General features: G+C 68.2%; 26 protein-coding genes. 11 read left to right on the forward strand and 15 right to left on the reverse strand.

Features of this window, described 5'->3' with window-relative positions; translation table 11 throughout:
* Positions 1–35 precede the first annotated feature (35 nt).
* Positions 36–887, forward strand: a complete 852-nt coding sequence (locus NO366_RS09780; protein WP_256530610.1) for a hypothetical protein — start codon at positions 36–38, stop codon at positions 885–887.
* 32 nt (positions 888–919) lie between these two features.
* Here the strand turns inward: NO366_RS09780 and NO366_RS09785 are convergent, their stop codons facing one another.
* The 9 genes from NO366_RS09785 to NO366_RS09825 all read right to left on the reverse strand — a co-directional run bounded on the left by NO366_RS09785 (position 920) and on the right by NO366_RS09825 (position 8,089).
* On the reverse strand, positions 920–1,492 hold the full coding sequence (locus NO366_RS09785) for a GNAT family N-acetyltransferase (RefSeq protein WP_256530611.1): 573 nt from the start codon (positions 1,490–1,492) through the stop codon (positions 920–922).
* Positions 1,493–1,639: 147 nt separating this feature from the next.
* A complete protein-coding gene (locus NO366_RS09790; protein WP_256530612.1) occupies positions 1,640–1,870 on the reverse strand; it encodes a hypothetical protein in 231 nt (76 codons plus the stop codon).
* 76 nt (positions 1,871–1,946) lie between these two features.
* Positions 1,947–2,693: an adenosylcobinamide amidohydrolase gene (locus tag NO366_RS09795; RefSeq protein WP_305880588.1), complete on the reverse strand. Its 747-nt coding sequence runs from the start codon at positions 2,691–2,693 to the stop codon at positions 1,947–1,949.
* A 7-nt stretch (positions 2,694–2,700) separates the two neighbouring features.
* Positions 2,701–3,720, reverse strand: coding sequence for a pyridoxal phosphate-dependent aminotransferase (locus tag NO366_RS09800; RefSeq protein WP_256530613.1), 1,020 nt, complete (start codon positions 3,718–3,720; stop codon positions 2,701–2,703).
* A 2-nt stretch (positions 3,721–3,722) separates the two neighbouring features.
* Positions 3,723–4,850, reverse strand: a complete 1,128-nt coding sequence (gene cobT / locus NO366_RS09805) for a nicotinate mononucleotide-dependent phosphoribosyltransferase CobT (protein ID WP_256534017.1) — start codon at positions 4,848–4,850, stop codon at positions 3,723–3,725.
* 46 nt (positions 4,851–4,896) lie between these two features.
* The gene (locus tag NO366_RS09810) at positions 4,897–5,574 is read right to left on the reverse strand and encodes an NTP transferase domain-containing protein (RefSeq protein ID WP_343217302.1); all 678 of its coding nucleotides are present in this window, start codon (positions 5,572–5,574) and stop codon (positions 4,897–4,899) included.
* The gene (gene cobS / locus NO366_RS09815) at positions 5,562–6,404 is read right to left on the reverse strand and encodes an adenosylcobinamide-GDP ribazoletransferase (RefSeq protein WP_256530614.1); all 843 of its coding nucleotides are present in this window, start codon (positions 6,402–6,404) and stop codon (positions 5,562–5,564) included. Before cobS ends, NO366_RS09810 begins: the two co-directional genes overlap by 13 nt.
* A gap of 67 nt (positions 6,405–6,471) precedes the next feature.
* A complete protein-coding gene (cbiB, locus tag NO366_RS09820) occupies positions 6,472–7,428 on the reverse strand; it encodes an adenosylcobinamide-phosphate synthase CbiB (RefSeq protein ID WP_256530615.1) in 957 nt (318 codons plus the stop codon).
* 34 nt (positions 7,429–7,462) lie between these two features.
* The gene (locus NO366_RS09825; protein ID WP_256530616.1) at positions 7,463–8,089 is read right to left on the reverse strand and encodes an HAD family hydrolase; all 627 of its coding nucleotides are present in this window, start codon (positions 8,087–8,089) and stop codon (positions 7,463–7,465) included.
* Positions 8,090–8,274: 185 nt separating this feature from the next.
* Here NO366_RS09825 and NO366_RS09830 point away from each other — a divergent pair, with 185 nt between their 5' ends.
* Both NO366_RS09830 and NO366_RS09835 read left to right on the forward strand, forming a co-directional pair.
* A complete protein-coding gene (locus NO366_RS09830; RefSeq protein WP_256530617.1) occupies positions 8,275–8,625 on the forward strand; it encodes a helix-turn-helix domain-containing protein in 351 nt (116 codons plus the stop codon).
* Positions 8,622–8,975 (forward strand): type II toxin-antitoxin system PemK/MazF family toxin, encoded by a 354-nt coding sequence (locus tag NO366_RS09835; RefSeq protein WP_256530618.1) that lies wholly within the window; start codon positions 8,622–8,624, stop codon positions 8,973–8,975. The genes NO366_RS09830 and NO366_RS09835 overlap by 4 nt, the downstream gene beginning before the upstream one ends.
* 135 nt (positions 8,976–9,110) lie before the next feature.
* Here NO366_RS09835 and NO366_RS09840 read toward each other — a convergent pair whose 3' ends face one another.
* The 4 genes from NO366_RS09840 to NO366_RS09855 all read right to left on the reverse strand — a co-directional run bounded on the left by NO366_RS09840 (position 9,111) and on the right by NO366_RS09855 (position 13,030).
* Entirely contained in the window at positions 9,111–9,365 is a 255-nt protein-coding gene (locus NO366_RS09840; RefSeq protein WP_256530619.1) for a hypothetical protein, read from the reverse strand.
* A 469-nt stretch (positions 9,366–9,834) separates the two neighbouring features.
* Positions 9,835–11,040, reverse strand: a complete 1,206-nt coding sequence (locus NO366_RS09845; protein ID WP_256530620.1) for a M24 family metallopeptidase — start codon at positions 11,038–11,040, stop codon at positions 9,835–9,837.
* Between the two features lie 83 nt (positions 11,041–11,123).
* On the reverse strand, positions 11,124–12,302 hold the full coding sequence (locus tag NO366_RS09850; RefSeq protein WP_256530621.1) for a citrate/2-methylcitrate synthase: 1,179 nt from the start codon (positions 12,300–12,302) through the stop codon (positions 11,124–11,126).
* Positions 12,303–12,418: 116 nt separating this feature from the next.
* The gene (locus tag NO366_RS09855) at positions 12,419–13,030 is read right to left on the reverse strand and encodes a translation initiation factor IF-2 subunit beta (protein ID WP_256530622.1); all 612 of its coding nucleotides are present in this window, start codon (positions 13,028–13,030) and stop codon (positions 12,419–12,421) included.
* Positions 13,031–13,324: 294 nt separating this feature from the next.
* Here NO366_RS09855 and NO366_RS09860 point away from each other — a divergent pair, with 294 nt between their 5' ends.
* From NO366_RS09860 to NO366_RS09870, 3 genes are all read left to right on the forward strand, one after another.
* Positions 13,325–15,784, forward strand: coding sequence for a penicillin acylase family protein (locus NO366_RS09860; protein ID WP_256530623.1), 2,460 nt, complete (start codon positions 13,325–13,327; stop codon positions 15,782–15,784).
* Complete coding sequence (locus NO366_RS09865; RefSeq protein ID WP_256530624.1) at positions 15,781–16,311, forward strand: hypothetical protein; 531 nt, start codon at positions 15,781–15,783, stop codon at positions 16,309–16,311. The genes NO366_RS09860 and NO366_RS09865 overlap by 4 nt, the downstream gene beginning before the upstream one ends.
* 63 nt (positions 16,312–16,374) lie before the next feature.
* On the forward strand, positions 16,375–17,136 hold the full coding sequence (locus tag NO366_RS09870; protein ID WP_256530625.1) for a hypothetical protein: 762 nt from the start codon (positions 16,375–16,377) through the stop codon (positions 17,134–17,136).
* 7 nt (positions 17,137–17,143) lie between these two features.
* On the opposite strand, the gene NO366_RS09875 is transcribed toward NO366_RS09870, so the two are convergent.
* Positions 17,144–17,530, reverse strand: coding sequence for a DUF5789 family protein (locus tag NO366_RS09875; RefSeq protein WP_256530626.1), 387 nt, complete (start codon positions 17,528–17,530; stop codon positions 17,144–17,146).
* Positions 17,531–17,667: 137 nt separating this feature from the next.
* On the opposite strand from NO366_RS09875, the gene gdhB reads away from it, so the two are divergent.
* The gene (gdhB, locus tag NO366_RS09880) at positions 17,668–18,963 is read left to right on the forward strand and encodes a glutamate dehydrogenase GdhB (protein WP_256530627.1); all 1,296 of its coding nucleotides are present in this window, start codon (positions 17,668–17,670) and stop codon (positions 18,961–18,963) included.
* 409 nt (positions 18,964–19,372) lie between these two features.
* On the opposite strand, the gene NO366_RS09885 is transcribed toward gdhB, so the two are convergent.
* Complete coding sequence (locus NO366_RS09885) at positions 19,373–19,996, reverse strand: phosphoribosyltransferase (RefSeq protein WP_256530628.1); 624 nt, start codon at positions 19,994–19,996, stop codon at positions 19,373–19,375.
* A 122-nt stretch (positions 19,997–20,118) separates the two neighbouring features.
* Here NO366_RS09885 and NO366_RS09890 point away from each other — a divergent pair, with 122 nt between their 5' ends.
* From NO366_RS09890 to NO366_RS09905, 4 genes are all read left to right on the forward strand, one after another.
* Positions 20,119–20,811 (forward strand): class I SAM-dependent methyltransferase, encoded by a 693-nt coding sequence (locus NO366_RS09890; protein ID WP_256530629.1) that lies wholly within the window; start codon positions 20,119–20,121, stop codon positions 20,809–20,811.
* Positions 20,812–21,077: 266 nt separating this feature from the next.
* Positions 21,078–22,349, forward strand: coding sequence for an MFS transporter (locus NO366_RS09895; RefSeq protein WP_256530630.1), 1,272 nt, complete (start codon positions 21,078–21,080; stop codon positions 22,347–22,349).
* A 94-nt stretch (positions 22,350–22,443) separates the two neighbouring features.
* The gene (locus NO366_RS09900) at positions 22,444–22,863 is read left to right on the forward strand and encodes a CopG family ribbon-helix-helix protein (RefSeq protein ID WP_256530631.1); all 420 of its coding nucleotides are present in this window, start codon (positions 22,444–22,446) and stop codon (positions 22,861–22,863) included.
* Between the two features lie 162 nt (positions 22,864–23,025).
* Entirely contained in the window at positions 23,026–23,988 is a 963-nt protein-coding gene (locus NO366_RS09905; protein ID WP_256530632.1) for an ABC transporter permease, read from the forward strand.
* Positions 23,989–24,112: the final 124 nt, after the last annotated feature.

Genomic DNA, 24,112 nt, shown 5'->3' on the forward strand with positions numbered 1-24,112 from the left:
TCGTCTCGATCCCGTCCAACAGATCGGCTTCACTCATGCTCCCAGGTCCACTCGAAATCGACGATACCGACGAAGCTGCCGTCCGGTCACAGCTGAAAACCCTCTTCGAGCGCCTTCACGATCTCGTCTCGGACGTCCTCTCCGAGATCGACCAGCCGGAACTCCGACGTCAGATCCGCCACGTGGCCTTCCAGTCCACGGAGGCTCTCCCGAAGCGATCGTCACGGCCGACCGTCGTCATCCACCACCTCGTCGAACAACTGTTCCTGAGTTACGATCCGGACGGTGACTCGCTAGACCAGGTGCTTCGAGCCGCAGTTATCGCGATGGAGTACTACGACATCGTCGACGACGTGATCGACGGTGACGTCAGGGCGGGACACGAACTGGACGTACTCGTCACGAACGAACTCCTGTTTCCTCTGTTCGTCCGTCACATCGGCCGACTCGGGCAGCCGGCGACGGACTACTGGTCCGAACGAGCCGTTCGGACGGTGGGGTCGCTGGTCGTCGAATACTCGAGCGAGCCCTCCGCTGAAACGTATCGGACCCTCGTCGACCGCCAATCGTATCTCTTCGGTTCGATGACGGGACTGGGAGCGGTCGCGGCCGGGGCGGGCCAGGCGGACGTCGAACGGGCCGAACAGATCGGGCGCACCTACTTCACGTACGATCAGTTCAGACTCGACCTGCGACAGTACGAAGGAGGTGACGACGATCCGTGGAACCTCTGGCGTCTCTGTGGCGACGACGAGGCGACAGGAATGATAGTCGCACAGCGAGCCGAATTCGAGCGACTCATCGAACCGTTGCCGGACGACCGACGGCGCCTCCTTCGCCCCCTCGTCGCAACCGATATCGAATCGTATCGGGCGTCGTTCCGGTAGCCGAATGACGTGATGCTCGAGACGTCCCGCGGTCACCACTCCTCGGCCAGCAACCCGTACCGGATGACGTTCACGCGCTCCCCGTCGACGAACGCGTGATCGCGGAACGACCCCTCCTTCCGAAATCCGACCTTGTTCAGCACGCGTGCCGACGCCGGATTGGTGGCGAACGTCTCGGCGTGGAGTTTGGCGATGCGGCGCTCTTCGAACGCATAGGTACAGACGAGTTTCAGCGCGTCAGTGCAGTAGCCGTTTCCCCAGTGGTCGGGGGTGATCGCGTAGCCGACCTCCGCCGTCCCCCAGACGTCGTGTGTTGGGGTGAGGCCGATCGTTCCGACAGGGTCGGGCACGCCGCCGTCGTCCAGGCCGAGCGGGTCGTCGCCGTCGGTCGGCGCGGGATCGCGACAGATCAGGAAGTCGAACCCGTCTCGCTCCCCCTGTGACTCGATCCAGTCGCGCTCGTCCGCCGCCGTGATCGGATCGGTGCTCGCGATTCGCCGCCGGACCCGCGGTTCGTTCAGCAACTCCTGGCAGAATCGCCCGTCTTCTCGCTGGATCGGGTGCAAAGACACCTGCTCGCCCGAGAGAACGGCTGGTCCCGGCATGCGAACCGGTTTCGGGTCGACCGTGATAGCTGTTGGCCCCGCGTCGTGTCGATCGGTTCCGTTCGGCCCGTATCGTCACAGAATCGGCACTCTACGGTGTGTACCGCGTCCGGATCCTCCTCCGGGACGATCGCCGGCTCCGGAACGTCACTCGAGGACGAGGTACGTCCGTCCACCGCGGTGCTCGAGCGAGACGAGGTGCGTGCCGACGTTCTCCTCGACGAACGTCTCCAGGCTCGTCACGTCGAGTTCGGTGACGTCGATGCGCCGGCGTTCCGTCCGGGCGATCCGGCGTTCGAGTTCGTCGGCGGGTTCGTCGTGCTGCAGGGCTGGTTGGCCGGCCGATTCGTCGTCGAGGACGACCGCGTTCGTGCTCATGTTCTGTCGGAGGCACGGACAGTACGTCAAAGCGACCCGAGCGGAGTGAAAGTGAAAGTGCGAGCCTCCAGGCGGTTCACGGATCGCTTTTCGGGACGGAGAAGACGTCCGCGCGGACGTCGGTCGTGGTGCCGTAGCGGGCCTCGTCGACGCTTGCGGGAACCGAACCCTGGTTCTCGTACCTGGCGTGTAGCGACGCCGTCACGGCTTCGCGAACGCACGCCCGCGTCGCCGCGCCGACGGGCGTCGCGCTACCGGAGTATTCGGCGAGGGTACCGTTCGGATCGTGCCCGACGGTGATCGCGTCGCTCGTCGTTCCCGGGAAGCCGGATTCGGCGAGCAGCGTCACGGCTTTGGCCTCGGCGGCGACCGCGACGAGGTTCGCCAGCGCGCCGTCGGCGAGCGCCCGATCGGTCACGACGTGGATGTTGACGGTTCCGGTGGTCTCCGAACGCTCGCCATCCGTCGGCAGGGAACCGCCCGTCGGCTCACGTGGGAGCGCTGCCGGGTTCGAGAGTCCGACGGTCGCGACGGCCATCACCGGCCCGCAGCGGGCGCCGCGGGCGTGATCCATCGAGACGCCCGTCAGCAGGACCGGGCCGTCGTCTTCGAATCCCGCCGAGTCGAGGCGTGCTTCGACGTAGGTCGGGAGGTCCGACGTCTCCCAGTTTTCGGGGACGGCGACGTTGTACGCCGCGTCGGCGCCGACGCGGCCGCCGTTCCACCCCGTGTGGAGCCACGTCGTTCCCGGCCGGTACACCCGGAGTACGCCCGCGCGGCGGGTCGATTCCACGATCGAGCCGTCGGCAGCGACGTCGTCCACCGTCGATTCACCCACCGTCGAGCACCTCCAGCACCAGGTCCGTCGTCTCCCGGTCGCGAACGGCGATACGGACGTGCGAGTCGAGGTCGCGGAACGTCCGCGCGTCGCGGAGGACGATTCCCGCTTCTCGGGCGTGGGTCAGTACGGCGTCGACGTCCCGGTCACCGCAGTCGACGAGGACGAACGGCGCCTCGGACGGGTCGACGGCGAACCCCGTCGCTTCGAGCCCGTCACGAAGTCGCTTTCGCTCGCGGTCGACGCGCGTTCGCGTCTCGCGGACGAACCCTTCATCCCGCAGACAGTGCGCCCCGACGCGAGCCGCCGGCGTCCCGAGACTCCAGGCCGGTCGTGCCCGTTCCAGCGCGTCGCCGAGTGGACCCTGCGCGACGGCGAACCCGGCGCGCAGGCCCGGGAGACCGAACAGCTTCGTCAGCGACCGCGCGACGATCACGGTCTCGATACCGAGGGACGCGGCGGAGGGGAGCGACGTGAACCCGAGGAACGCCTCGTCGACCAGGAGGGCCGTGGCGCACTCCTCGCAGCGACGGGCGAAGTCGGCCAGCGCGTCCGGATCGGCGGTCTCGCCGGTCGGGTTGTTCGGCGTACAGACGATCGCGAGCGCACAGTCGTCGGGATCGGCCGATAGCACCTCGTCGTGCGGGACGAATCGCGGCTCCCCGCCCTGGAGTCGCACTTCGCGGGCGTACTCGCCGAAACTGGGTGCGGGGACCAGTACCTCGTCGCCCGGTTCGACCGCGACGCCGATCGCGAGTCGGATCGCGGCCAGCCCACCGGCCGTCGGGACGACGCGGTCGGCCTCGCAGTCCACGTACTCGCCGGCCGCCGCCCGGAAATCGGGGTACGCGTCGTCCGGATAGCGACCCGCCGCCTCCAGCGCGTCGCGGTAGACCGATTCGACGCCCTCCGGCGTCTCCGGGTTGACGTTCGCGCTGCAGTCGCGGACGGTCGGATCCGTCGTGCCGCCGTGGGGAACCCGATCGGTCTCGCGTACGGAGTCGGGATCCACGGTCAGCGACCCTCCGACGGGGGTGCGGTCACGTCCCGCGTCTCTTCGCCGTCGGTCCCGTCCGTCGCCGATTGCGGATCCGTGTCCACGACGTCGCCTACGCCGAGCCGACCGCAGGCGGCTACGAAGCGATCGCGGACGGCGGGCAATTCGCGGTCGGGAACGAGCGAGAGGGCGCCACCCATCGCGACACCCTCCTTGACCTCGCCGGCGCAGTAGCGCTCCATCGCGACGTGGTCTCCCTCGTCGAAACCGGGATCTGAGACCCGGAGGTCGAGGTCCAGGCGGTCGGCAGCCGCGTCGAGATCGTCGCCTCGATCGGCGGCGACGAACGACGTCGTCGCGACCGAGACCGGCCCCCCGACGCCGGCGTGGCGCAGCGCGGCCGCGATGGCGAGTTGCTGGGTACCACCGGCCAGCGTGACCGCCGTCCCGCCTGCGAGCGCTCCGGTGGCGAGCCCGGCTACGGTCGCCTGGACGGGATCGCCAACCGCTTCGATCGCGGTCAGTGGGTCCCCCGCGGCGTCTCCGGGATCCAGCCCGCTCGCCGCGAGTCCCTCGTCGACGACGGCCCGTTTCCGGTCGAGCGGGTTCGTCGGCAGCGACGAGGAGACGCCGATCTCCTCGCCGAGGGCGGTCAGGACGCCGAGGGCGGTCGTCGTCCCGCCGGGGACGGTCTCGCCGAGCAGGATTTCGTCGTCGGGGAGCGAGGTGCCGAGCGAGCGGGCGCGCTCGAAGATCCCCGACGCGTTGGGGACGGCTCGTTCTGCCCGCACGTCCGCCCCGGGCGCGGCGTCGACGTCGACCGTCGGCGCGGCCGTCGGCGCCGCCAGCCCGGCGTCGACGACCGTCACAGGGAACCCACACACCTCGCGAACGGCGCGCGTGACGGCCGCCGGCGTGACGCATCCGGTGGGCGACACCGGCGTGACCGGCGAGCGGACCGGCTCCCCGTAGACGAGTATCTCGGCGTCTCCCGGGGGCGTGTGGGCCATCAGCTCCGGCGTCTCGCCGGCGGCGCTGATGCCGTCGACGAGCGCGGTCTCCGTCGTCCCCGCGGCGAGGATCAGGCGCATCGACGCACCTCGGCGTCGCGTGGCCGCGTCTTGGACGCCGGCCTGTGTCCGGATTCTGTTCGTCTCGTCGATCGGGTCGTGGGATCACTGACTGGGTGCATCATCGGTGTCGAGTGGCGAGTCGGTCCGCGATTGCCGCGTCTTCGAGTCGATTCACGTTGATAGCCGCGTCCGCCGTCCGGACGACGTGGACGAGCGGCGCTGGAGGATCTCCGTCGTCGGCGCCGCGCTGGTCGCCGTCACCGCCGGATCCGACCACGTTGAGGCCGGTCGGAACGAGGGTGTCCGCGCCGACCGACGTCTCCTCGACGCTCACCCCGAGGCGACGTTTCACCTCCCGGGGGACGCAGACCGTCATCGAGGGGGAGTCGTGGTTGCCGCTTCGCGTCTCGCCGGCTTCGGGTTCCGACCGCGCCCGGGCTCGCACCCGCTGGCGGTACGCGCGGCGGACGTCGTCGACGGTGTCGGCAGTGAGCAGCGCCAGGTCGGCGGCCACCGTCAGGACCGGCGGCTCTATCTGTGGGTCGTCGAGCGCGCGACCGAGGTCGGCGACGTACCCGTCTCCGGGCGTCTCGATGCACGGCGTTTCGCCGTCCAGGTGCGCGCGCGTCTCGGGTGCATTCGGCGAGACGACCGCGTAGGTCGACTCGATATCGGTCTTGTCGAGCGCCCGCCGGACGCGATCGATCATCGGTTCGCTGGCGACGGGGTACAGCGGTTTCTCGACGTCGGCGTCGAGTCGATCGCCCGTCCCGCCGCACATCACTAGAGCGTCCACGCGATCACCCCCACGTGGAGCCCGACGACGCGGCTCACCTCGTTCGCCGCCCCGAACACGTCGCCGCCGACGCCGCCCAGCTTGCGTCGCGCCCACAGCCAGAGGATCGCCGTACCCGCGAGCGCCCCGGCGAGCGTCGCGAACGCGACTCCTTGTAGCGGTCCGAGCGCGCCCACCTGCACGGGTCCGGTCGCGAACGGCGACGCGGCGTCGGCCATCGTCGTCGCGGCGACGGCACTCGCCAGGACAGCGACCAGCGCGATCGACAGCGCCGTGGGGGTGACGAGCGAGCGCGGTCGCGCGTTCCGGGTGAAGTGCGAGCCGAAGCCCTCGTGGCTCGCCGTTCCGAGGGCGGCCATCGACGCCATGCCGAGCTTGGCGCCGACCTCGGCCGCGACGACGATGGTGATAGCGACGCCGATCGGCAGCCCCGCGAGCGCGAGCCCGCCTAGTAAGAGGCCGGCCACGACGAGGGCGACGGCCAGCACCGCTCCGACGCCCGTCGTCGTGTCTTTCAGCACCTCGCGACGGCGGTCGCGATCGCCGTGGACGACCGCCGCGTCGCCGAGATCCGCGACGCCGTCGACGTGGTGGACCCCGGTCACCAGGTAGACCGCGAGGAGGTAGCCGACGGCGACGGTCGGCCCCGGCAGGTGCGCGCTCGCGAGGAAGGGGATCGAGGCGAGGGCGCCGACGACGAGGCCGATGACCGGAAACGCCGCGGGCGTTCGACTGAACGCCTCCCAGTCCGACTCGTCGCTCCCGCCCGTCGGCAGCCGCGTCAGGAAGGCGACGCCCGCGCGGAGCGCGCGCAGTGCATCAGGCGTCACGGAGATCCCTCCAGAATCGTCTTGGCAACCCGTTCCAGAGCCTGCTCGACGACCCACTCCACGACCGTCACGGTACCGCCCCCATCGTGAGTGCGTCCACACCCGCGTCGAGGCCGATCGTCGCGAGGAGGAGCCCGCACACGGCGACGACCGCGCCGACGCCGACCAGGCGAATCGCCCGGTCGCCGTCCGCCGGCGTCGGGTCGTCCCCGTCGGGATTTAGCACGTACGCGCCCGGCTTTTCGAGTCGGAGACCCAGGCCTACGGCCACCACTGCCATGGGCCACCCCGAGTTCGGCGACGGCGGGGCTCGGGCCCACTGTCCGGCTGCCGCGAGCGCCCGCGGCTCTCGCGCGGCGATCGCCAGTGCGACGGCCGTCAGCCGGGCGGGGAGCCACATGACGAGGTCGTCCAGTCGGGCGCTGGCGGTCCCGATCGGCCGGTCGGGGTAGCCGAGCATCGAGTCGAGCGTGTTCACGGCCTTGACCCAGGTCGCGCCGGCGGCCGCCACCGGCAGCGAGAACGGCGCCAGAAGGACGAACGGGGCCAGCGTCGCGACGTAGCCGTCGGCCAGGTTCTCGGCCGCGCTCTCGATCGCGGCGCTGCGAAGCTGGGCCGGCGAGAGGTCGCTCGCGTCGCGACCCGCGAGCCCGCGGAGCCGGCGTCGTGCCTCGTCGGGGTCGGTCTCCGTCAGCGTGACGACGTCCTCGGTCAGCTCTAGCAGGGAGCGAAGGCTCGTCGTGAGAAAGAGGACGGCGCCGGCGAGCAGGGCACCGACCGTCGGGTGGGCCCGACCGGCGAGGACGACCAGGCCGGCGACGACTCCGGCCGCGACCGCCGGGAGGACCAGCGCGACTGCCAGCCCGAGTGCCCGCTCGGCTCGCTCGTCGAGGTCCCAGTTCCGGTCGACCGCCGCCACGGCCCGTCCGAACCAGGCGACCGGGTGCCAGCGCGTGGGCGGCTCGCCGACGAGCAGGTCGAGCCCGGTGGCGAACGCGACGAGTGCGAGGGTCGTGGCGCTCACCGCGCCCACCCGATCGCGACCGACGGTCGATCACTCACCCGATCACCTCGTCGAGTCGATCCGGAACCGCCGGGAGCGCGGTCTCCTCGAGCGAGATGGCCGTGCCGCCCGCGTTCGTGATGCCGCCGTCGGTCTCGGGATCGTCGCCGACGTGGACGAGTGACGACGGTGGGACGTCGAGGGCCTCGGCCGTCGCCTCGAAGATCTCGGAGGCTGGTTTGCGAAACCCGCAGGCGGCGCTCGTGACGATTGCGTCGAACGCCGACCGATCGACGGTCGATCGAAGGAGCGCCTTCGAGACGAGTTCCGGGACCCCACAGTTCGAGCAGACGGCGACCGGTCCGCGCTCGCCGGCGGCCGCGACGGCCGCGACGGCCCCCGGTCGCGTCTCGACGACGGGGTCGAACGCCGCGACCACGGCCCGGCGCACCGCGTTGTCCGCCCACTCGACGTCCCGACTGGCCAGCGCCCGGCCGACGTGAGCGGGAAGCGGGACTTCCGCGTGCTCGGGTGCCCGGACGTGGCGCTCGACGAAGGCCTCGTCCCAGTCCGCGGGGACCGCCACGTCCCTGGCCTCGAGCTCGCTCGCGATCGCGCTCGCCGGGTCCGGCGGCCGCTCTGCGGTCACGAGCGTGCCGAAGCAATCGAACGAGACTGCCATGTGGGTGAGTGTAGTCCAACTTCACTTGAAGCGATCGGTGCGGCGGGGTCGCGAGCCTGGAGTGAGCGAGAGGGTGGTTCGCCGCGTCGGACCGAGAGCGGACCGAATACGTACTGGGATGGTACAGACGGGAATACGATAATACGGGCGTACATTTATAAACGAAGGTATCCGATATTACTTCCGTGCCGATCAGCATCGACGAGTTCGACACACACGATCCGACGCACCGCGAGACGAACGCACAGCGCGTCGTTCGTTTCCTCGTCGAAAACCGAGACAAGGCCTACAAGGCCGTCGAGATCGCCGAGGCCACGAACGTCGATCGGAACTCGATTCACCCGGTGCTGAATCGACTCGAAGAGCGCGGGCTCGTTCGGCACCGGGAGCCCTACTGGGCGATCGGTGATCTCGAGGCCGTCCGGGATGCGATGGTGTTCAGTTCTGCGGCCGCATTGTTAGACGAAACGGTCGGATCGGAGAGCAGAGCGGAGTGGCTTCGTGCGAGCGAGAGCGAGGATACGGAGCGACCGTGACACCGTCGGATCCGACGTTCGACGATCTCGAACGGGGACACGTCGTCCTCGCTCCCGATCCGTTCACGCCCGACGACGACGCGACGAGACCGTGGGTCGTCGTCAACAACGATTCGCACCCCTTCGACAAACAACAGTACGTGGTGATGGGTTTGACGACCCGGACGTGGTACGACGAACGGATTCCGCTCGTCGGGGACGATTTTCGCCACCAACGGGCGCCGCGGGACAGTTCCATCGTTCCACACTCTGTCGCCGCACTCAAACCGGATTTGATGACCGATTACGTCTGTCGGATTCGTGACGAACCGCTCGACCGGGCGGTCGAGACGCTCGTCGAGTACTTGTGACAGACCATGGATAAACATCGGGCCGGACAGCCGTGGACGTTCGGGTTACGCTTCGCCAGACCAACCTGAGTACGCAGTACGTCCGAGGAGCGGCGACCGGGAGTTACTCGCTCGGCCCGTTCGATGTCGTCGCTCTCACCCGTTCGTGGACTCGTCACCCCGTCCCGTGGGCACTATCCACCGCCGGGAGAAGTCGGAGAGGTTCATCGCAGCGGCGCAGTGTTCACAGCAGTAGCGGACGCCGTCCGCGTATTTCTCCGACAGCGGCGCCGGCGACTCGACGGTGACGCGAAAGAGAAAGTGCGGCGCCACGTCGCGATTGCAGCGATAGCACTCGCGCCCGCGCGGCTTGTACTCGTGAGCGTCGCTCGACGCGTCGGCGGCCGTCATCCGCGATCACCACGGTGCGGTCCGGCGGACCATCGGATGGATTTCGGTCCCCGATCCCCGGAATCGAAAGTGAACGACGCACAGCGTTTCAACTCTCTAGACCGAGAGCGGGCGAGACCTTTTTGTCGTGGTGGTGTGTTTCGTAACATGGCAACCGAATCGCAAGCCGCGGTTTGGAAGCCACGTCTCGGGTGACCCAACCACCCGGGGCATTTCGTACCCCAACGGACGCAGCTTCCGTGCGGGTGATTGACGTGATGGGTAATATAGTTACTGTTCAGTGAGTGAAATCAAGCACCTGTGGGGGTATAGTATACCACGCCATCTCTCTCTCTCTCGGGTTCAACCGGAACGGATCGTCGATTCGTCCGGATGGCGGCCCTGGAATTCTGTCGTATCGAGGGTTGCGGGGTGATTCGTCGCGGCGGTCGGGAATTTTCGGTGATGCGTCACCGCTACCGTTCTCGGTTCACTCGACGTCGATGATGTTCCCCTCTAGGTCGCGCGGGAAGTAGGTGAGCCACTCGATCCCGTCCTCGGTGATGGCGATGGTGTCGGAGTGGCGGTAGCCGTACTCGTCGGTGTAGAGGCCGGGCTCGATCGTCCAGACGTTGCCGGGTTGCATGACGGCGTCCTCGGCGTCGTAGCTGGTGTACTCGCTCTCGCAGTGGTCGCCCCACCCCTGGTCGATGTACGGCGGTTCGTGTCCGTCCATGCCGATGTTGTGGCCGACGTGGTGCTGGTAGAGGTCCGCGACGCCCTGCTCTTCGACGTAGTCGCGGACGGCGTCGTCGACGTCGGCGATCGGGACGCCGGGGCCGAGCGCGTCGATCGCGATCTCCTGCATCTCGCACATGAGTTCGAAGTAGTGGACCTGCTCGTCGCTCGGCTCGCCGAGGAACATCGTCCGCTCCAGTTCGGAGTGGTAGCCGTCGACGTTGGCTGCGGCGCCGGTGACGAGCACGTCGCCCTCCTGCAGGCGGCGGTTGGCGGTGTGGCCGTGCGGGAGGCGCGTCTGTGGGCCGGTGATGTAGCCCGCGAAGGCGGGACCGGAGCCACGGGTGCGCGCGACGTACTCGTCGCCCAAGGTGTCGAGCATGGCGCGGGAGGCCTCCATGGAGGCGCGCTGGCTCACGGTCGCCGGGTGGGCGCCGACCTCGGTGTAGTCCGCGAGGTAGCGGTGGGCCAGGTTGCCCCAGCGGGCGGACTCGCGGATCAGGTCGATCTCGGCGTCCGTCTTCTCCCAGCGCATGCGGGTGACCCAGGACTGTTTGTCGACGGCGACGAACTCGGAGAGGGACGGCCCCTCGTAGCCCATCGTGCCGGGCGCGCCGTCGGCGTCGGCGACGACGGACTCGACGCCGAGCCCGTCGAGCATCTCCGCGGCGAGGGCGATCGGCCGGCCGCCCGGGTAGTCGTGGTAGTGGTGGACCGCGTCGATCCGCGGGTTGGGCTCGACGCGCTCGACTTCGAGCCGGGGGACGACGATCTCGGCAGACTCCGGCGTGACGGCGAGACAGACCGGTCGTTCGGTCTGGATGTGATCGAAGCCGGTCAGGTACTCGATGCTCGTCGCGCCGAACCAGACGCCGGCGTCGGCCTCGGCGTCGACGATCCGCCCGCGAATTTGGTCGAGGCGGTCGTCGTACTCGCGTTCGGGGAGTTGCGTAGCCATGTGTCACCTGCTAGCGCAGAGGGGTAAAAGGATACAGATGCCGGAGAATTGGGGACCGCGAATCGGCCTCGCCCGCGTCGGGGTCAGCGCTCGTCGATCGACGTCCACGTCCGGCCGTACTCGCCGACGTACTTCGACCGGGGACGGACGATGCGGTTGTCGGCCAGCTGTTCGAGCGCGTGGGCGGTCCAGCCGCCGACGCGGGCGACGGCGAACGTCGCACTGAACAGCGGTTGCGGGATGCCGACGCCACGCAGGACGATCGCGGTGTAGAATTCGACGTTGGTCTCCAGGTCGAGGTCGGGCCGGCGATCCGAGAGGAGGTCGCGGGCGACGGTCTCGGTCTCGACGGCCGACTCGTAGAAGTCCTCGTCGCCGCCGTCGTCGGCGCGATAGAACGCCTCGGCTGCCTCCGAGAGGACCGCTGCCCTGGGATCGCGGACGGTGTAGACCCGGTGGCCGAAGCCCATCAGGCGCTCGCCGGCGTCTAACTTCGCTTCGAGGATCGCACGGACGTCGTCCGCGGCGTGGGTCTCGTCCAGCATGTCGAGAACGGGTCCGGGCGCGCCGCCGTGGAGCGGTCCCTTCAGCGCGCCGACGGCGCCGGTCACGGCCGAGAGCACGTCCGACTCCGTCGAGGCGATGGCCCGGCCCGTGAACGTCGAGGCGTTGAACCCGTGGTCGACGACCGCGTTGAGGTACGTCTCCAGGCCCCTGACCTCGCTGTCGGTCGGCTCCTCGCCGGTCAACATGTAGAGGTAGTTCCCGGCGTGTGAGAGGTCGGATCGCGGCTCGATGGGCTCTGCGCCCTCGCGGGCCCGCCAGTAGGTAGCCACGATCGTCGGGAGCTGGGAGACCGCGACCAGGGCGTCGCGTTCGGGCTCCTCGGACGCGGTCTCGCCGTTCGCGCCCGATGCCCCGTCGTCGGCGGCCGGGCGGGCGAGCGACGCGCTCGCGATTCCCATGCGGGCGGCGTCCATCGCGGACTGGCCGCCCTCGGCCGCCGCCTCCACGACCGTCCGGGTCGCCGGCGCGAGTGACCGGTAGCCGGCGAGCTCGTCGCGAAAGTCGGCCAGCTCGTCCGCCGTCGGCAGCCGATCCTCGTACAGCACGAAGAGGGTCTCTTCGAACGTCGCGTTCCCGGCCAGCTCGTCGAGCGAGAAGCCGCCGATCGTGAGTTCGCCCAGGTCGCCGTCGATCGCGCTCAGTCGCGTTTCGTCGGCGACGACGCCGTCTAAGCCCGTGCGTACGGTCTCGTCCATGGGCTAGCCAACGCGGGAGCTGCCCTTGATAGCACTGATTCAGGAAACCCGGACGGTCTGAAATAGTGACCGTTCGTCGAGAATTCGGGCGATCGGCCCGAGACGGGTGGACGCGTCTAGGCTTTGCGGGCGAACGCGAGGTTGCCGGAGATGTTCTCGATGTAGATCTCGGTGACGTCGCCCTCCTGGGCGCCGGGGACGAAGATGGTGTACTTGCCCTTCTCGGCGACGCCGTCACCCTTGCGGCCGGTGCCGGTGATCTCGACGGTGTAGGTCTGGCCTTCTTCTACCGCGTCGCGGTCTTGTTGCTGGGACTGGCTCTGGGAACGTTTGGTGACCGGCCGGAACGCTCCGCAGGCGTCACAGCGCAGCATCGGCGTGCGGTCCTCGCGAACGAGTCGGGTGTCGGGCAGTCCGCACTCCGAACAGAGGACGTACTCGTCGACGTAGGCGTCGATGACCGCGTCCAGGTCGGTCTGGGAGAAGTTGCCGTTGTAGCGGCCGCGGCCGTCTTCGAACTTGCCGCTGGTGCCAAGCTCGCGCTGGATGAACCGGTGGAGGTGTTCGGGTTCGCGACCGAGGGTGTCGGCGATCTCGTTCATGTTGGTAAACCGCGTGAACGCGCCGTCCTTCTGCGGTATCGGGTCCGGAATGTCGAGACGTTCGTCGTCGCCGCCGATGTCGGGGACGTTCTCCATCGCGCGGTCGAGACTCGATTCGTAATCCATACGTGAACGGAGCGGATCCCGACGTAAAGCCGTTCCCCTCTCGGTTCACGCCCGCCACGTCCCTGGATTTCGTACCGCATCGCGCCACCGCACGGGCCGGTACTGTCCGTCGTCCACCTCCGGAGCCGTCCGGCCGGTGTCGGCTTCGCCGGGTTCGGTCGACGGTGTTCGGTCGCTGTTTCGCGCTCCGGCCGACGACTCCCGATCGACGCGGGGGCCCGGTCGAGCGACGGTCGTCGGTTCGCGCCCGAGTCCGACGCCGACACTTAAGGCGATTCCCTTCGAGGATGTGGTGTGAGCGAAGACACCACGAGACGGGCACTGCTGGCGACCGTTCTCGGGGCGGGAACCGTGGGACTCGCGGCGTCGGACGTCGGCCCGCTGCTGGATCAGTTCGCTCCGCTCTCGGGGACGGCCTGGGACGCCGCCGACCGGCGCCCGTCGGAGGAGCTCGCGAATCCGTACGGGCCGGCGACGGTCGCCCGCGACGACGTCGGTGTCCCGCACGTCGAGGCGGACGACGAGGAGGCGGCGTACTTCGCGGTCGGCTACGTGCAGGCGTTCGATCGGCTCTTCCAGCTCGACCTCCAGCGCCGACAGATGCGCGGCCAGCTCTCCGCGGTCGCTGGCGAGGCGACGCTCGAGAGCGACGAATTTCACGTCCGGATGGACTTCGCCGCCGCGGCGGAGGCCACCTGGGAGGCCATCGACGAGACGAGTCACGCACCGCTGGTCCGGGCGTTTTCCGAGGGCGTGAACGCGGTCATCGAGACCGAGCAGTTGCCCTACGAGTTCGAACTACTCGAGTACGAGCCGGCTCCCTGGACGCCGGTCGACACCATCCTCCTGGAGAAACAGATCGCCTGGACGCTGACGGGGAACTTCACGGCGCTGCGGCGCGAACGGCTCGCCGACGCGCTGGGCGCGGAGATCGCGGCCGAACTGTACCCGACGACGTACGATCACGACGATCCCATCCTCCGGGTCGACAGCGACGCGATCGGCGACGTCGGCGGCGTCGAGACCGCGTCAGGTGGCGAGGCGTCGGATGGCGAGGCCGTGACGAGCACCGTACACGGAGACGCCGGCGAGCCCGCCGAAACGCAGTCGGGATCGGGAACGGCTGCCCTCCACGGCTGGCTCTCGCGGTTCGAGTCGCCGCCCGGCGTCGGATCGAACAGCTGGATCGTTTCGGGCGCGCACACCGACACCGGGGTCCCGATCGTGGCGAACGATCCGCACCTCACGCTGATGACGCCGCCGATCTGGTACGAACAGCACGTCACTACGCCGGAGACGAACGTCCGCGGTGTGACGTTTCCTGGCGTCCCGTTCGTCATCATCGGGGCGAACGAGGCAGGTGCCTGGGGATTCACCAACGTCGGCGCCGACGTCCTCGACTGTTATCGGTACGAACTCGACGACGACGGCCGGCGGTATCGCTACCGGGGCGAGTGGCGCGAGTTCGACACCGAGGAGCGCGACATCGCCGTGGCTGGCGGCGAGGACCGCACCGTCACTGTCCGCAAGACCGTCCACGGCCCGTTCCTCGAACGCGAAGGATCACACGTCGGCGTCGCCTGGACCGGCCTCGCGGCGACGCGGACGTCCCAGTCGATCTACGAGATCGGCCGAAGCGATGGGCTCGACGACGTCGTAGACGCGCTCGAACGGTTCGACGAACCGACGCAGAACTTCGTCTACGCCGACGTCGATGGACGGACGTGTTACTACGTGACCGGCCAGCTCCCGATCCGGACGATCGACGGCGACGCGGTTCGGGGCGACCGCGTCTTCGACGGCTCGGCGGGCGAGGGCGAGTGGACGGGCTACGAGCCCTACGGCGAGGCGACCTGGGAGGGCTTCGTCCCGTTCGACGAGAAGCCCCACGCCATCGACCCGGACGTCCTGGCCACCGCGAACCAGCGCGTCGCCGACGATCCGACCCACTACATCGGGACGGCCTACGCCGCTCCCTACCGCGGCGGTCGCATCTACGATCGCCTCGACGAACTCATCGGTGCTGGCCCGACGACACTCGACGGACACGCGGCCGTCCAGACGGATCGCGTCGACCCGCGTGCCGCCCAGCTCGTTCCGGAACTCGTCGCGGCCGTCGATCGCGTGGCCGAGGCGGGCGACCGGCGCATCGTCGAGGCGAGCGACCTGCTCGCCGACTGGGAGTACGAGATGGTCCCCGACTCGGAGGGAGCGCTCGTGTTCGCCCGCTGGATCGATCACTTCGTGTCCGCGGTCTGTGAACCGCACTTCGCGGAGACCGGACTCGACGACGCGGACTATCCCGCCGACTGGGTGATCGCGACACTGCCGGCAGACAGCCCGGTCTTCGAGTCGGCCTCGCGTGACGCCGCGATGATCGAGGCGCTCGAAGCCGCACTCGCCGAGATCGAGGAGGCGGAGTGGGAGGTCTACGGCGACTACAACACGACGGCGCCGATCGAACACCCCTTCGGCGCGCAGGTGCCGGCACTCGATTACGAGGAGCACCCCATCGGGGGCTCACGCGCGACGATCAACAACTACCGCGTCGAGTCGGCCGTCGGATCGAGCACCCGTCTCCTCGCCTATCCCGGTGGCGAGGCGCGTACGATCCTCCCCGGCGGCAACTCCGGCGACTACTACTCCGAGCACTACGACGATCAGTTCGAAGCGTGGATCGACGGCGAGTATCGCCCGCTCGCGCTCGACGGCGACTGGGAGACCGACATGACGTTCGAGGAGGGATCGCGATGACGGACGAGGTTTCCGAAGACGGACACGGAGCGACCGGCGACTCCGGTTCGTCAGGAAGCGACCCCGAGACGGCCCGCGACGCCGGTTCGCCGACCGACGACCGCACGTCGGCCGATGTCGCCGATCCGCCGGGAACCGTCGACACGCCCCGAGGCCGGGCGAACGTGGCGCCGGACGGTGGCCCGTCTCGACTCGCCCGGGCGCGCGTCGCTCTCGCTCACCTGCGGACGCACCCGCGGGCCCATCCGATCGCGCTCGCCATCGCGGTGTTCGTCGGCCTGATTCTCTCCTGGGTCCACTGGCTGGGACTCATCGTCGCCGGCGCACTGGTGGGGCTCCTGGCGCGGAACGTCAGACGCGCGCTCCTCGGCGCCGTCGGTTTCGGCGTACTCGTCCTCCTCGTGTTCGCCCTCACACTCGGTCCGTCGGTCGGGCGCGCGCTGGCGATGACGCCGCCGGTGTACGTGGCGATCGGGGCGGCGTTCGGCCTGCCCCTCTTCGGCTCTCTCGTCAGAGGGTTCGGGTGACGACGCCGCCCGTCCGGCCACGGCAGGGCCAAGGAGGACCGGACTGGAACCCGTGGTCCTGGTATGGGTCCGATCGTCGCGATGCCGATGGACGCCGATCATTTTCTCGTCGCGCTGCTCGTGATGGTCGTGACGTTGGCGCACGTGCTCCCCCACCGCCTCCCGGCCGCAATCGAACGCCGTCGCGACTCCCTCCTCTCGATGGCCGGTGGCGTCTCGCTCGTGTACGCGTTCGTCCATCTCTTTCCGGAAGCGGACCACCGTCGCGAGACGATCGAAGGGTTCGACCTGGCGGGAGTGACGCTCGTCGCCGAGCACATATACGTGGTCGCGTTCGTCGGCCTCGCGCTCTTTTACGGCCTCGAGCGTCTCGCGATCGCAGCCGGTTCGGTGGCGGCGGGCGGATCGGACGGTGGGCGGCCCGGGATATCGATCTTCGCCGCCCACGTGGGTGGATTCGCCGTCTACAATGCCGTGATCGGGTACGCTATCGTTCGCGGCGAGACCGGTACGGAACGCGTCCTCCTCTTCGCGATCGCGATGGCGCTCCACCTCTTCGGCAACGACCAGGCCATGCACGAACATCATCCGACACTCTACGGGCGATACGGCCGTTTCGTCCTGGCGGCCGCGGTCGTGGTGGGCGCCCTCATCGGGGCGTGGAACGCACTGGAACCCGGCGTCTATACGCTCCTCCTCGCGCTGTTGACCGGCGGGATCGTCTTCAACGCGATCAAAGGTGAACTACCGCGGGCGCGAGACGGCCGGTTCTGGGCGTTCGCGTCCGGCGCCGGAGCGTACGGCACCGTTCTATTGGCCCTCTAGGTGTCGATCACGTCCGGTCGCCGCCGGCATCGGAGGGTGCGTCCTCGTTCCCCTCGTCCGAGGGTTCGAGGGACCGATCAGGGCTCGCTTCGGTGACGTCGGCCGCTTCGCCCGACACCTCGCCGTAGATCGCCTTCCGAGCTTCGTCGGCAGACGCGAACTCTTCGTTCACCAGCCGGTCGAACGCGCTCCCGAGTGACTCCGTCTCGTTCGGGAGGTCCATCGCGCCGGTGGCGTACTCGCGCGAGAGCTCTTCGCCAGTGACGGGATACTCGAGTTCGCCGAGGTGACGCTCGACGTCCGCGAGCACTGACTCCGTCCGGGCCGCCCGCTCGTGCTTTCGCGCGTCGATCCGGTCCTCGGCCCGGTCGACGTCGGGTTCGTCGGGTGCCATACCCGCCCTGTGCGCTTCCGGCGGGAAGGCTGTCGGCTTGCGACGGCCGGGCGCCTCTCCCATGCTTATAGGTATCATCCATCATTCGGGCAGTCGGATCGGAACTACGAAACCCTCTGAGTCCCATCGATCACTCAATGTCCGCAAATGTTGCCGAGGAGGCGGGAGACGCGTCCGAGGAGACGGAGCCGGAGACGGCCCTAGAGACCGCGAAACGGCAGCTCGCCCGCGCGACGGCCCACGTCGATATCGATCCGAACGTCGTCGAGCGCCTAGAGCGGCCCCGAAAGATCCACGAGGTGTCCCTGCCGCTCCGGCGCGACGACGGCAGCGTCGAGGTTCTGACCGGCTTTCGCGCCCAGCACGACAGCGTTCGCGGCCCGTACAAGGGCGGCCTGCGCTATCATCCCGAGGTTACGCGCGACGAGTGCGCCGGCCTCGCGATGTGGATGACCTGGAAGTGCGCCGTCATGGACCTCCCCTTCGGCGGCGCCAAGGGTGGCATCGTCGTCGATCCCAAGGACCTGAGCAGCACGGAGAAGGAGCGACTCACCCGCCGGTTCACCCAGGAGATCCGCTCGGCGATCGGTCCGACGAAGGACATCCCGGCGCCCGACATGGGCACCGACCCGCAGACGATGGCCTGGCTCATGGACGCCTACAGCATGCAGCAGGACGAGACGATCCCCGGCGTCGTCACGGGGAAACCGCCGGAGATCGGCGGCAGCGAGGGCCGCGAAGAGGCCCCCGGCCGCAGCGTCGCGATCATCACCCGCGAGGCCTGCGACTACTACGACTACGACCTCTCGGAGACCACGGTCGCCGTCCAGGGCTTCGGCAGCGTGGGCGCCAACGCCGCGCGCCTGCTCTACGAGTGGGACGCCAACATCGTCGCCGTCAGCGACGTCAACGGTGCCCGCTACGACGCCGACGGCATCGACGTCGACAAGATCCCCTCTCACGACGAAGAGCCCGAGGCCGTCACCGCCGCGACCGGCGTCGGCGAGAAGATCACCAACGAGGAACTGCTCGAACTCGACGTCGACGTCCTCATCCCCGCCGCCATCGGTAACGTCCTCACCGAGGACAACGCGACCGACGTCAGCGCCGACATGATCGTCGAAGGGGCGAACGGCCCCACGACCTTCGCCGCCGGCGCGATCTTCGCCGAGCGCGACATCCCGGTCATCCCCGACATCCTCGCCAACGCCGGCGGCGTCACCGTGAGCTACTTCGAGTGGCTCCAGGACATCAACCGCCGTGCCTGGTCGCTCGAACGCGTCAACGAGGAACTCGAGACCGAGATGCTCTCCGCCTGGGACGACGTCAGAGACGAAGTCGAAGCACAGGACCTCACCTGGCGCGACGCCGCCTACGTCGTCGCGCTCAAGCGCATCGCCGCCGCGCACGAGTTCCGCGGCGTCTGGCCATAGGACCGACGAACTTTTTCTTCGTCGGGGTCACCTAAGGCGACCCGCTCTCTGCTCACGGGCGCTTAGCGCCCGTTCGCATGGTCAGCGGGACCGGAGGTCCCGCTCGACTCGAGAAACGTCGATGAAACAGGCCGGCGGCGACGCCGCCGGTGTGGTTCGAAAGAGCCCAAGCGCGCTTACGTCATCCTGCGTTCTTTCGTCATCTCGAAGTGCCGTCGCACTTCGACGAGTCATCAGAAGACCGTCGGTCTTCCGAGATGCCGAGAGCGCTCCGCTCTCTCGTAGCAACCCTCGCCTTCTCCGTTCGCGCGGATGCTAGTCCGACCGGTCCCGCCTTCGCAGGTACCGCACGCAGCTCCGCCAATGCCGGGGGTATGGAGCTGCCGTCGTCTCGACCCGTCCCCATCCACTATCGATCCAGATACGCTATCGCCTCCTCGTCGCTCACCTGGCCGAACTGTCGGTAGAACTGGCCGACGGCGCGGAACGTGGGAGGTGTCTGCAGGGCGATCACCTCGTCGGCTTCCGCGTGAAGGTCGTCGGCGGAGTCGGGTGAGGAGACGGGAACGGCGAGCGTGACGGAGGCGGGGTTCTTTTCGCGGACCTGTCTGAGGCAGGCGCGGGCCGTCGCGCCGGTGGCGACGCCGTCGTCGACGACCACGACGCGGTTGCCCTCGATATCGGGGAGGTCGCTCGTGCCACGGTAGCGTTCGAGTTTGGCGCGAGCCGCCTCGATCTCCCGGTCGCGCTCGCGCTCGACGTGGTCCTGGGGGACACCGATGCGGTCGATGAGTGGCTCGTTTCGCCAGACTGCCCCGTCGCTCGCCGCGGCGCCGATGGCCAGTTCGGGGTTGTGCGGCGCGCCGATCTTCGACGCCACGACGACGTCCAGGTCGGCGTCCAGCGCGTCGGCCACGGGACGGGCGACCGGGAGCGCTCCGCGTGGAATTCCTAGGACGAGGTCGGCCACGACGCCGCGACGGTCGAGCTCGGCCGCGAGGCGCTCGCCGGCCTCCGTTCGATCGTCGAACATGCGTGCCTCGATCTAGGACGTCTTTCGTCTTGGCTATTGGCCCGTCGACCGACGAGCGACGGGGGCTTTCGGTCGCTCCGCCACCCCAACTGACTCACCGTCGGAGCGCGAACCCACGGTCGATGACTGCCGATCGTACCGACACGGACGACCTGGATCACCCGCTCTTCGCGAGACTCTACCGGGCGTTCGATCCGATCGATCGCCGGACGTTCGGGCCGCACCGCCGCGACCTCGCGAGCGATCTCGCGGGTCGCGTCGTCGACCTGGGCGCGGGCGACGGCGCGATGTTCCCGTACGTGGTCGCGGGTCCGCGCGGGACGGCGCGGACCGTCGACGACTCGACGGGGGCGGAGTCGTCGCTCGAGTACCACGCGGTCGAGCCGGATCGGACGATGCGACGGCGGGCTCGGTCGCGCGCCGCGGACGTGGGGCTGACAGTTTCGTTCCACGACGCGCGCGCCGAGGCGCTCCCCTTCGAGGACGACAGCGTCGACGTCGTCGTCTCGTCGCTCGTGTTCTGTTCGGTGGACGACCCCGATGCGGCGCGCTCGGAACTCGCGCGCGTGCTCCGGCCGGGCGGCGAGGTCAGATTCTTAGAGCACGTCGGTGGATCTGGTCGGTACCGGACGCTGCAGAACGCCGTGACACCTGTCTGGAAACGCGTGGCAGGCGGCTGTCACCTGAACCGGGACACCGCGGCGCAGTTCGACGCCGACGCTCGCTTCGAGACCGTCGAGTGCGTCGACACCGGCGTACGGACGTACCCTGCGGCGCCGGTGGTTCGGGGACAACTTCGCCTCGCCGACGCGTGATATCCTCTTCCCCGCCCTCTCTCACCTCCGCTTCACACACTCTCCCCTCACCCACCCACACTCTCACCCACCCACATTCTCACCCACTCACATTCTCACCCACTCACATTCTCACCCACTCACATTCTCACCCACTCACATTCTCACCCACCCACATTCTCACCCACCCACATTCTCACCTCACCCCCCTCTCACCACTCTCACTTTTTCGGGCCCACTCTTCCGCATCCAGTACCCTTTTCTCCGGGCCCTTTCCCAGCATAGTCATGGTCCGTTCCGCTGCCGTCGTGAAGTACTACTTCTACAAGGCGACCGAGGCGGTCGAGTTCTACCGCCCGATCATGTACCTCTACTTCCTCTCGCTGGGTCTCTCCTTTACCCACATCGTGATCTTCGAGGCGCTGTACAACGTGGCCACCGTCGTCGGCGAGATTCCGACGGGCTGGGTCGGCGACCGTATCGGTCGACGAAACAGCTTGCTGGTGGGGAGCGCGACGATTACCGCGTCGCTGGTCGCCATCGCTCTCGCGGAGTCGGCGATCGTATTCGCGTTCCTCTTCGTCGTCTGGTCGACGGGCTACAACTTCAGGTCCGGAACGGAGGACGCGTGGGTGTACGAAACGCTCGCCGACAGCGACGATACGGACGCGTTCACGAACGTCCGCGGCCGTGGCCAGTCCATCGCGCTGGCGGCCGGCGTGTTCGCGTCCCTGGTCGGCGGGTACCTCGGCGGCATCGACCTGTCCTACCCGTTCCTCGCGGCGGCGGCGTTCACCGGTGTCGGCACGGTCGTCATCCTCACGCTCGACGAACCGGAGACGTACCAGGAGAGCGGGTCGAGCGATCTCGGGATGCGCGAGGCCTGGGACGTCGTGCGCGAAGCGCTCGGTCAGCGTCGCCTGCGCTCGTTCATCCTCTACTACTACGTCCTCTTCTCGGCCGTCACGTACCTCGTGTTCATCTTCCTCCAACCGGCGTTCGAGGCGACGCTCGTCGACCTCGGGATCGACGCTACCGTCACGATTCCGCTTCCGGGCGAGTGGTCTCCCGAGCTGGCCGTCGCCCCTGACAACGTCGAGACGCTCCTTGGCGGGTTCTACGCCGCGATGAACCTCGCCTCGGCGGCCGTGAGCTACCGAATCGGCTTTCTCCGCGAGCGCATCGGGTTGCACCGCTGGTTCGTCGGCGCTCCGCTCGTCGTGGGAACGCTCCTCGTCGCCATGGCGTTCGTCCCGGCGCTCGCGTTCGTTGCCCTCTTCGTCGGCTGGGGTATCGTCCAGCCGACGCGCGTCCTCGCCGGGCAGTACGTTAACGACCGCGTCGAGACGCTCGGCCGAGCGACCGTCCTCAGCGCGATGGCCATGGTGAGCGGACTGACCGTCATCCCCTTCCAGCTCGGGAGCGGCGTCCTCTCTGACGCCGTCTCGCCGGTGCCCGCTCTCGCACTGGCTGGCGGCGTGCTCGTCGTCGGGTCCGTCGCGATCCTGCTCTGGGAGCCGCCCGTCGACGTGCCGACGGCCGACCCCGTCGCCGACTGATCGACGGGGGAGTCTCTCGCTGGGGGCGACAGTACGTGACCGTCTCGCGGCTTGGACCCGCAGGTTTACGGTGATTCGCTCCCTCGAAACTGGCGTGCGAACGAGTTTCAACATCCCCGACGAGACCGTCGAGACGTTCGATCGCATCTGGCAATCGGAGGGATTCAGCTCCCGATCGCGCGCCGTGCGGGAGGCCATGCAGGAGTACATCGAGTCCCACCGGACGCTCGACGACCGTTCCGGGACCGTCGCCGCAGTCGTCGTCTTCGATTACGTCTACGACGACGTGGTGGCCGACATCCACGAGATCCAGCACGACCACGAACGTGTCGTCAACGCCTCGAGCCACGTTCACCACGGCGACTGGTGTCTGGAGACGGTCCACTGCTCCGGGGACGTCGAGGACGTGAAAGCGCTGGTCTATCGCCTGCGCAACTTCGACGCGGTGAGACGGGTGAAACTGATGCTCGTCGAGGGAAACGCAGCGTTCGACCACCACGCGAACGAGGGCTGACGCGCCCAACACGGTACTGGACCGTCGGCGCGTTGGGACACGACGGTTCGGTGGATCCCAGACGGTCGCCCGGTTCGATCGGGGAAAATGCTGCCGCCGTATTACGAAGGCCTGTGTCACGTCTTAACAAGGTATAACCCGGTCGGTCGGCTGGATCGGAGTATGCTCGCAGATGGAACGCTGGGCCTGTACATGGGAGCGATCGTGCTCGGTGCGGTCCACGGAATCCTTCCCGATCACGGCTGGCCGATCGCCGCGATGCACTCGTTGAACAAGAAGCGAACCTGGTTTCACGGCGTCGCGTCGGGATTCATCCTCGGGATGGGCCACCTCATCAGCAGTATCGCCGTCGTCGCCGTGTACTTCTGGGCGTTGCAGTACTTCGACCTGACCGAGATACACGGACTCAAGTACGTCGCCGGCGCCGTCCTGATCGTACTCGGCGTCCGCGAGTACGTCCGAGGTGGCCACTCCCACGACCACGCCACCAGTGAGGGCGACGAATCTGACCACGCCCACCACGACGATCACGCCCACCACGACGATCACGGTCACGACGATCACGGGCACGACGATCACGGGCACGACGATCACGGTCACGACGATCACGGGCACGACGATCACGGGCACGACGATCACGCCCACCACGACGATCACGGGCACGACGACCACGCCCACCACGACGATCACGGGCACGACGACCACGCCCATCACGACGATCACGGGCACGATCACGGCTCCGCCGACCAGGGCTGGGTGGCGCGCCTTCGCAGCGTGATACCATTCGTCGGGGGCGACGATGCCCACGCGCAGGCCCACTCGCTCGAAGAACAGGCCGATCAGCGCGGTCTCTACGGGATCGCCGCCTTCGCGTTCCTCCTCGGGTTCGCCCACAACGAGGAGATCGAGATCATCGCCATCTGTACGGGCTCGGCGCAGTGTCTGGAACTGATGCTCTCGTACGCGATCGCGGTTCTCATCGCCGTCATGACGATGACGCTGTTGCTCATCGCCGGATTCGAGTACCACAAAGATCGGATCGAAAAGTACGAGGAGTACCTTCCGACGGTCACCGCCGCCGTGTTGATCCTGATGGGGCTGGCGTTCATCGTCGGCATCTTCTGAGTGGTGGGTCCCGCCCCGTCGAGACCGCCCGCCGCCTCGAAGACGGCAGGGCGGTTCGACCGCCGTGAGGTCGCTTCGGCGGTCCACCCGTTTCGGCCGTCTCCGCCGAGTCGATCCCGCGGTT

This window comes from Halovivax cerinus (assembly GCF_024498195.1).
GTDB lineage: Archaea > Halobacteriota > Halobacteria > Halobacteriales > Natrialbaceae > Halovivax > Halovivax cerinus.

Excerpts from the sequence above, each read along its gene's own strand:
- NO366_RS09780 (WP_256530610.1), top strand. The coding sequence starts at position 36 with ATGCTCCCAGGTCCACTCGAAATCGACGATACCGACGAAGCTGCCGTC.
- NO366_RS09785 (WP_256530611.1), bottom strand. The coding sequence starts at position 1,492 with ATGCCGGGACCAGCCGTTCTCTCGGGCGAGCAGGTGTCTTTGCACCCG.
- NO366_RS09790 (WP_256530612.1), bottom strand. The coding sequence starts at position 1,870 with ATGAGCACGAACGCGGTCGTCCTCGACGACGAATCGGCCGGCCAACCA.
- NO366_RS09825 (WP_256530616.1), bottom strand. The coding sequence starts at position 8,089 with ATGGCAGTCTCGTTCGATTGCTTCGGCACGCTCGTGACCGCAGAGCGG.
- NO366_RS09840 (WP_256530619.1), bottom strand. The coding sequence starts at position 9,365 with ATGACGGCCGCCGACGCGTCGAGCGACGCTCACGAGTACAAGCCGCGC.
- NO366_RS09845 (WP_256530620.1), bottom strand. The coding sequence starts at position 11,040 with ATGGCTACGCAACTCCCCGAACGCGAGTACGACGACCGCCTCGACCAA.
- NO366_RS09850 (WP_256530621.1), bottom strand. The coding sequence starts at position 12,302 with ATGGACGAGACCGTACGCACGGGCTTAGACGGCGTCGTCGCCGACGAA.
- NO366_RS09855 (WP_256530622.1), bottom strand. The coding sequence starts at position 13,030 with ATGGATTACGAATCGAGTCTCGACCGCGCGATGGAGAACGTCCCCGAC.
- NO366_RS09865 (WP_256530624.1), top strand. The coding sequence starts at position 15,781 with ATGACGGACGAGGTTTCCGAAGACGGACACGGAGCGACCGGCGACTCC.
- NO366_RS09870 (WP_256530625.1), top strand. The coding sequence starts at position 16,375 with ATGGGTCCGATCGTCGCGATGCCGATGGACGCCGATCATTTTCTCGTC.
- NO366_RS09875 (WP_256530626.1), bottom strand. The coding sequence starts at position 17,530 with ATGGCACCCGACGAACCCGACGTCGACCGGGCCGAGGACCGGATCGAC.
- gdhB (WP_256530627.1), top strand. The coding sequence starts at position 17,668 with ATGTCCGCAAATGTTGCCGAGGAGGCGGGAGACGCGTCCGAGGAGACG.
- NO366_RS09885 (WP_256530628.1), bottom strand. The coding sequence starts at position 19,996 with ATGTTCGACGATCGAACGGAGGCCGGCGAGCGCCTCGCGGCCGAGCTC.
- NO366_RS09890 (WP_256530629.1), top strand. The coding sequence starts at position 20,119 with ATGACTGCCGATCGTACCGACACGGACGACCTGGATCACCCGCTCTTC.
- NO366_RS09895 (WP_256530630.1), top strand. The coding sequence starts at position 21,078 with ATGGTCCGTTCCGCTGCCGTCGTGAAGTACTACTTCTACAAGGCGACC.
- NO366_RS09905 (WP_256530632.1), top strand. The coding sequence starts at position 23,026 with ATGCTCGCAGATGGAACGCTGGGCCTGTACATGGGAGCGATCGTGCTC.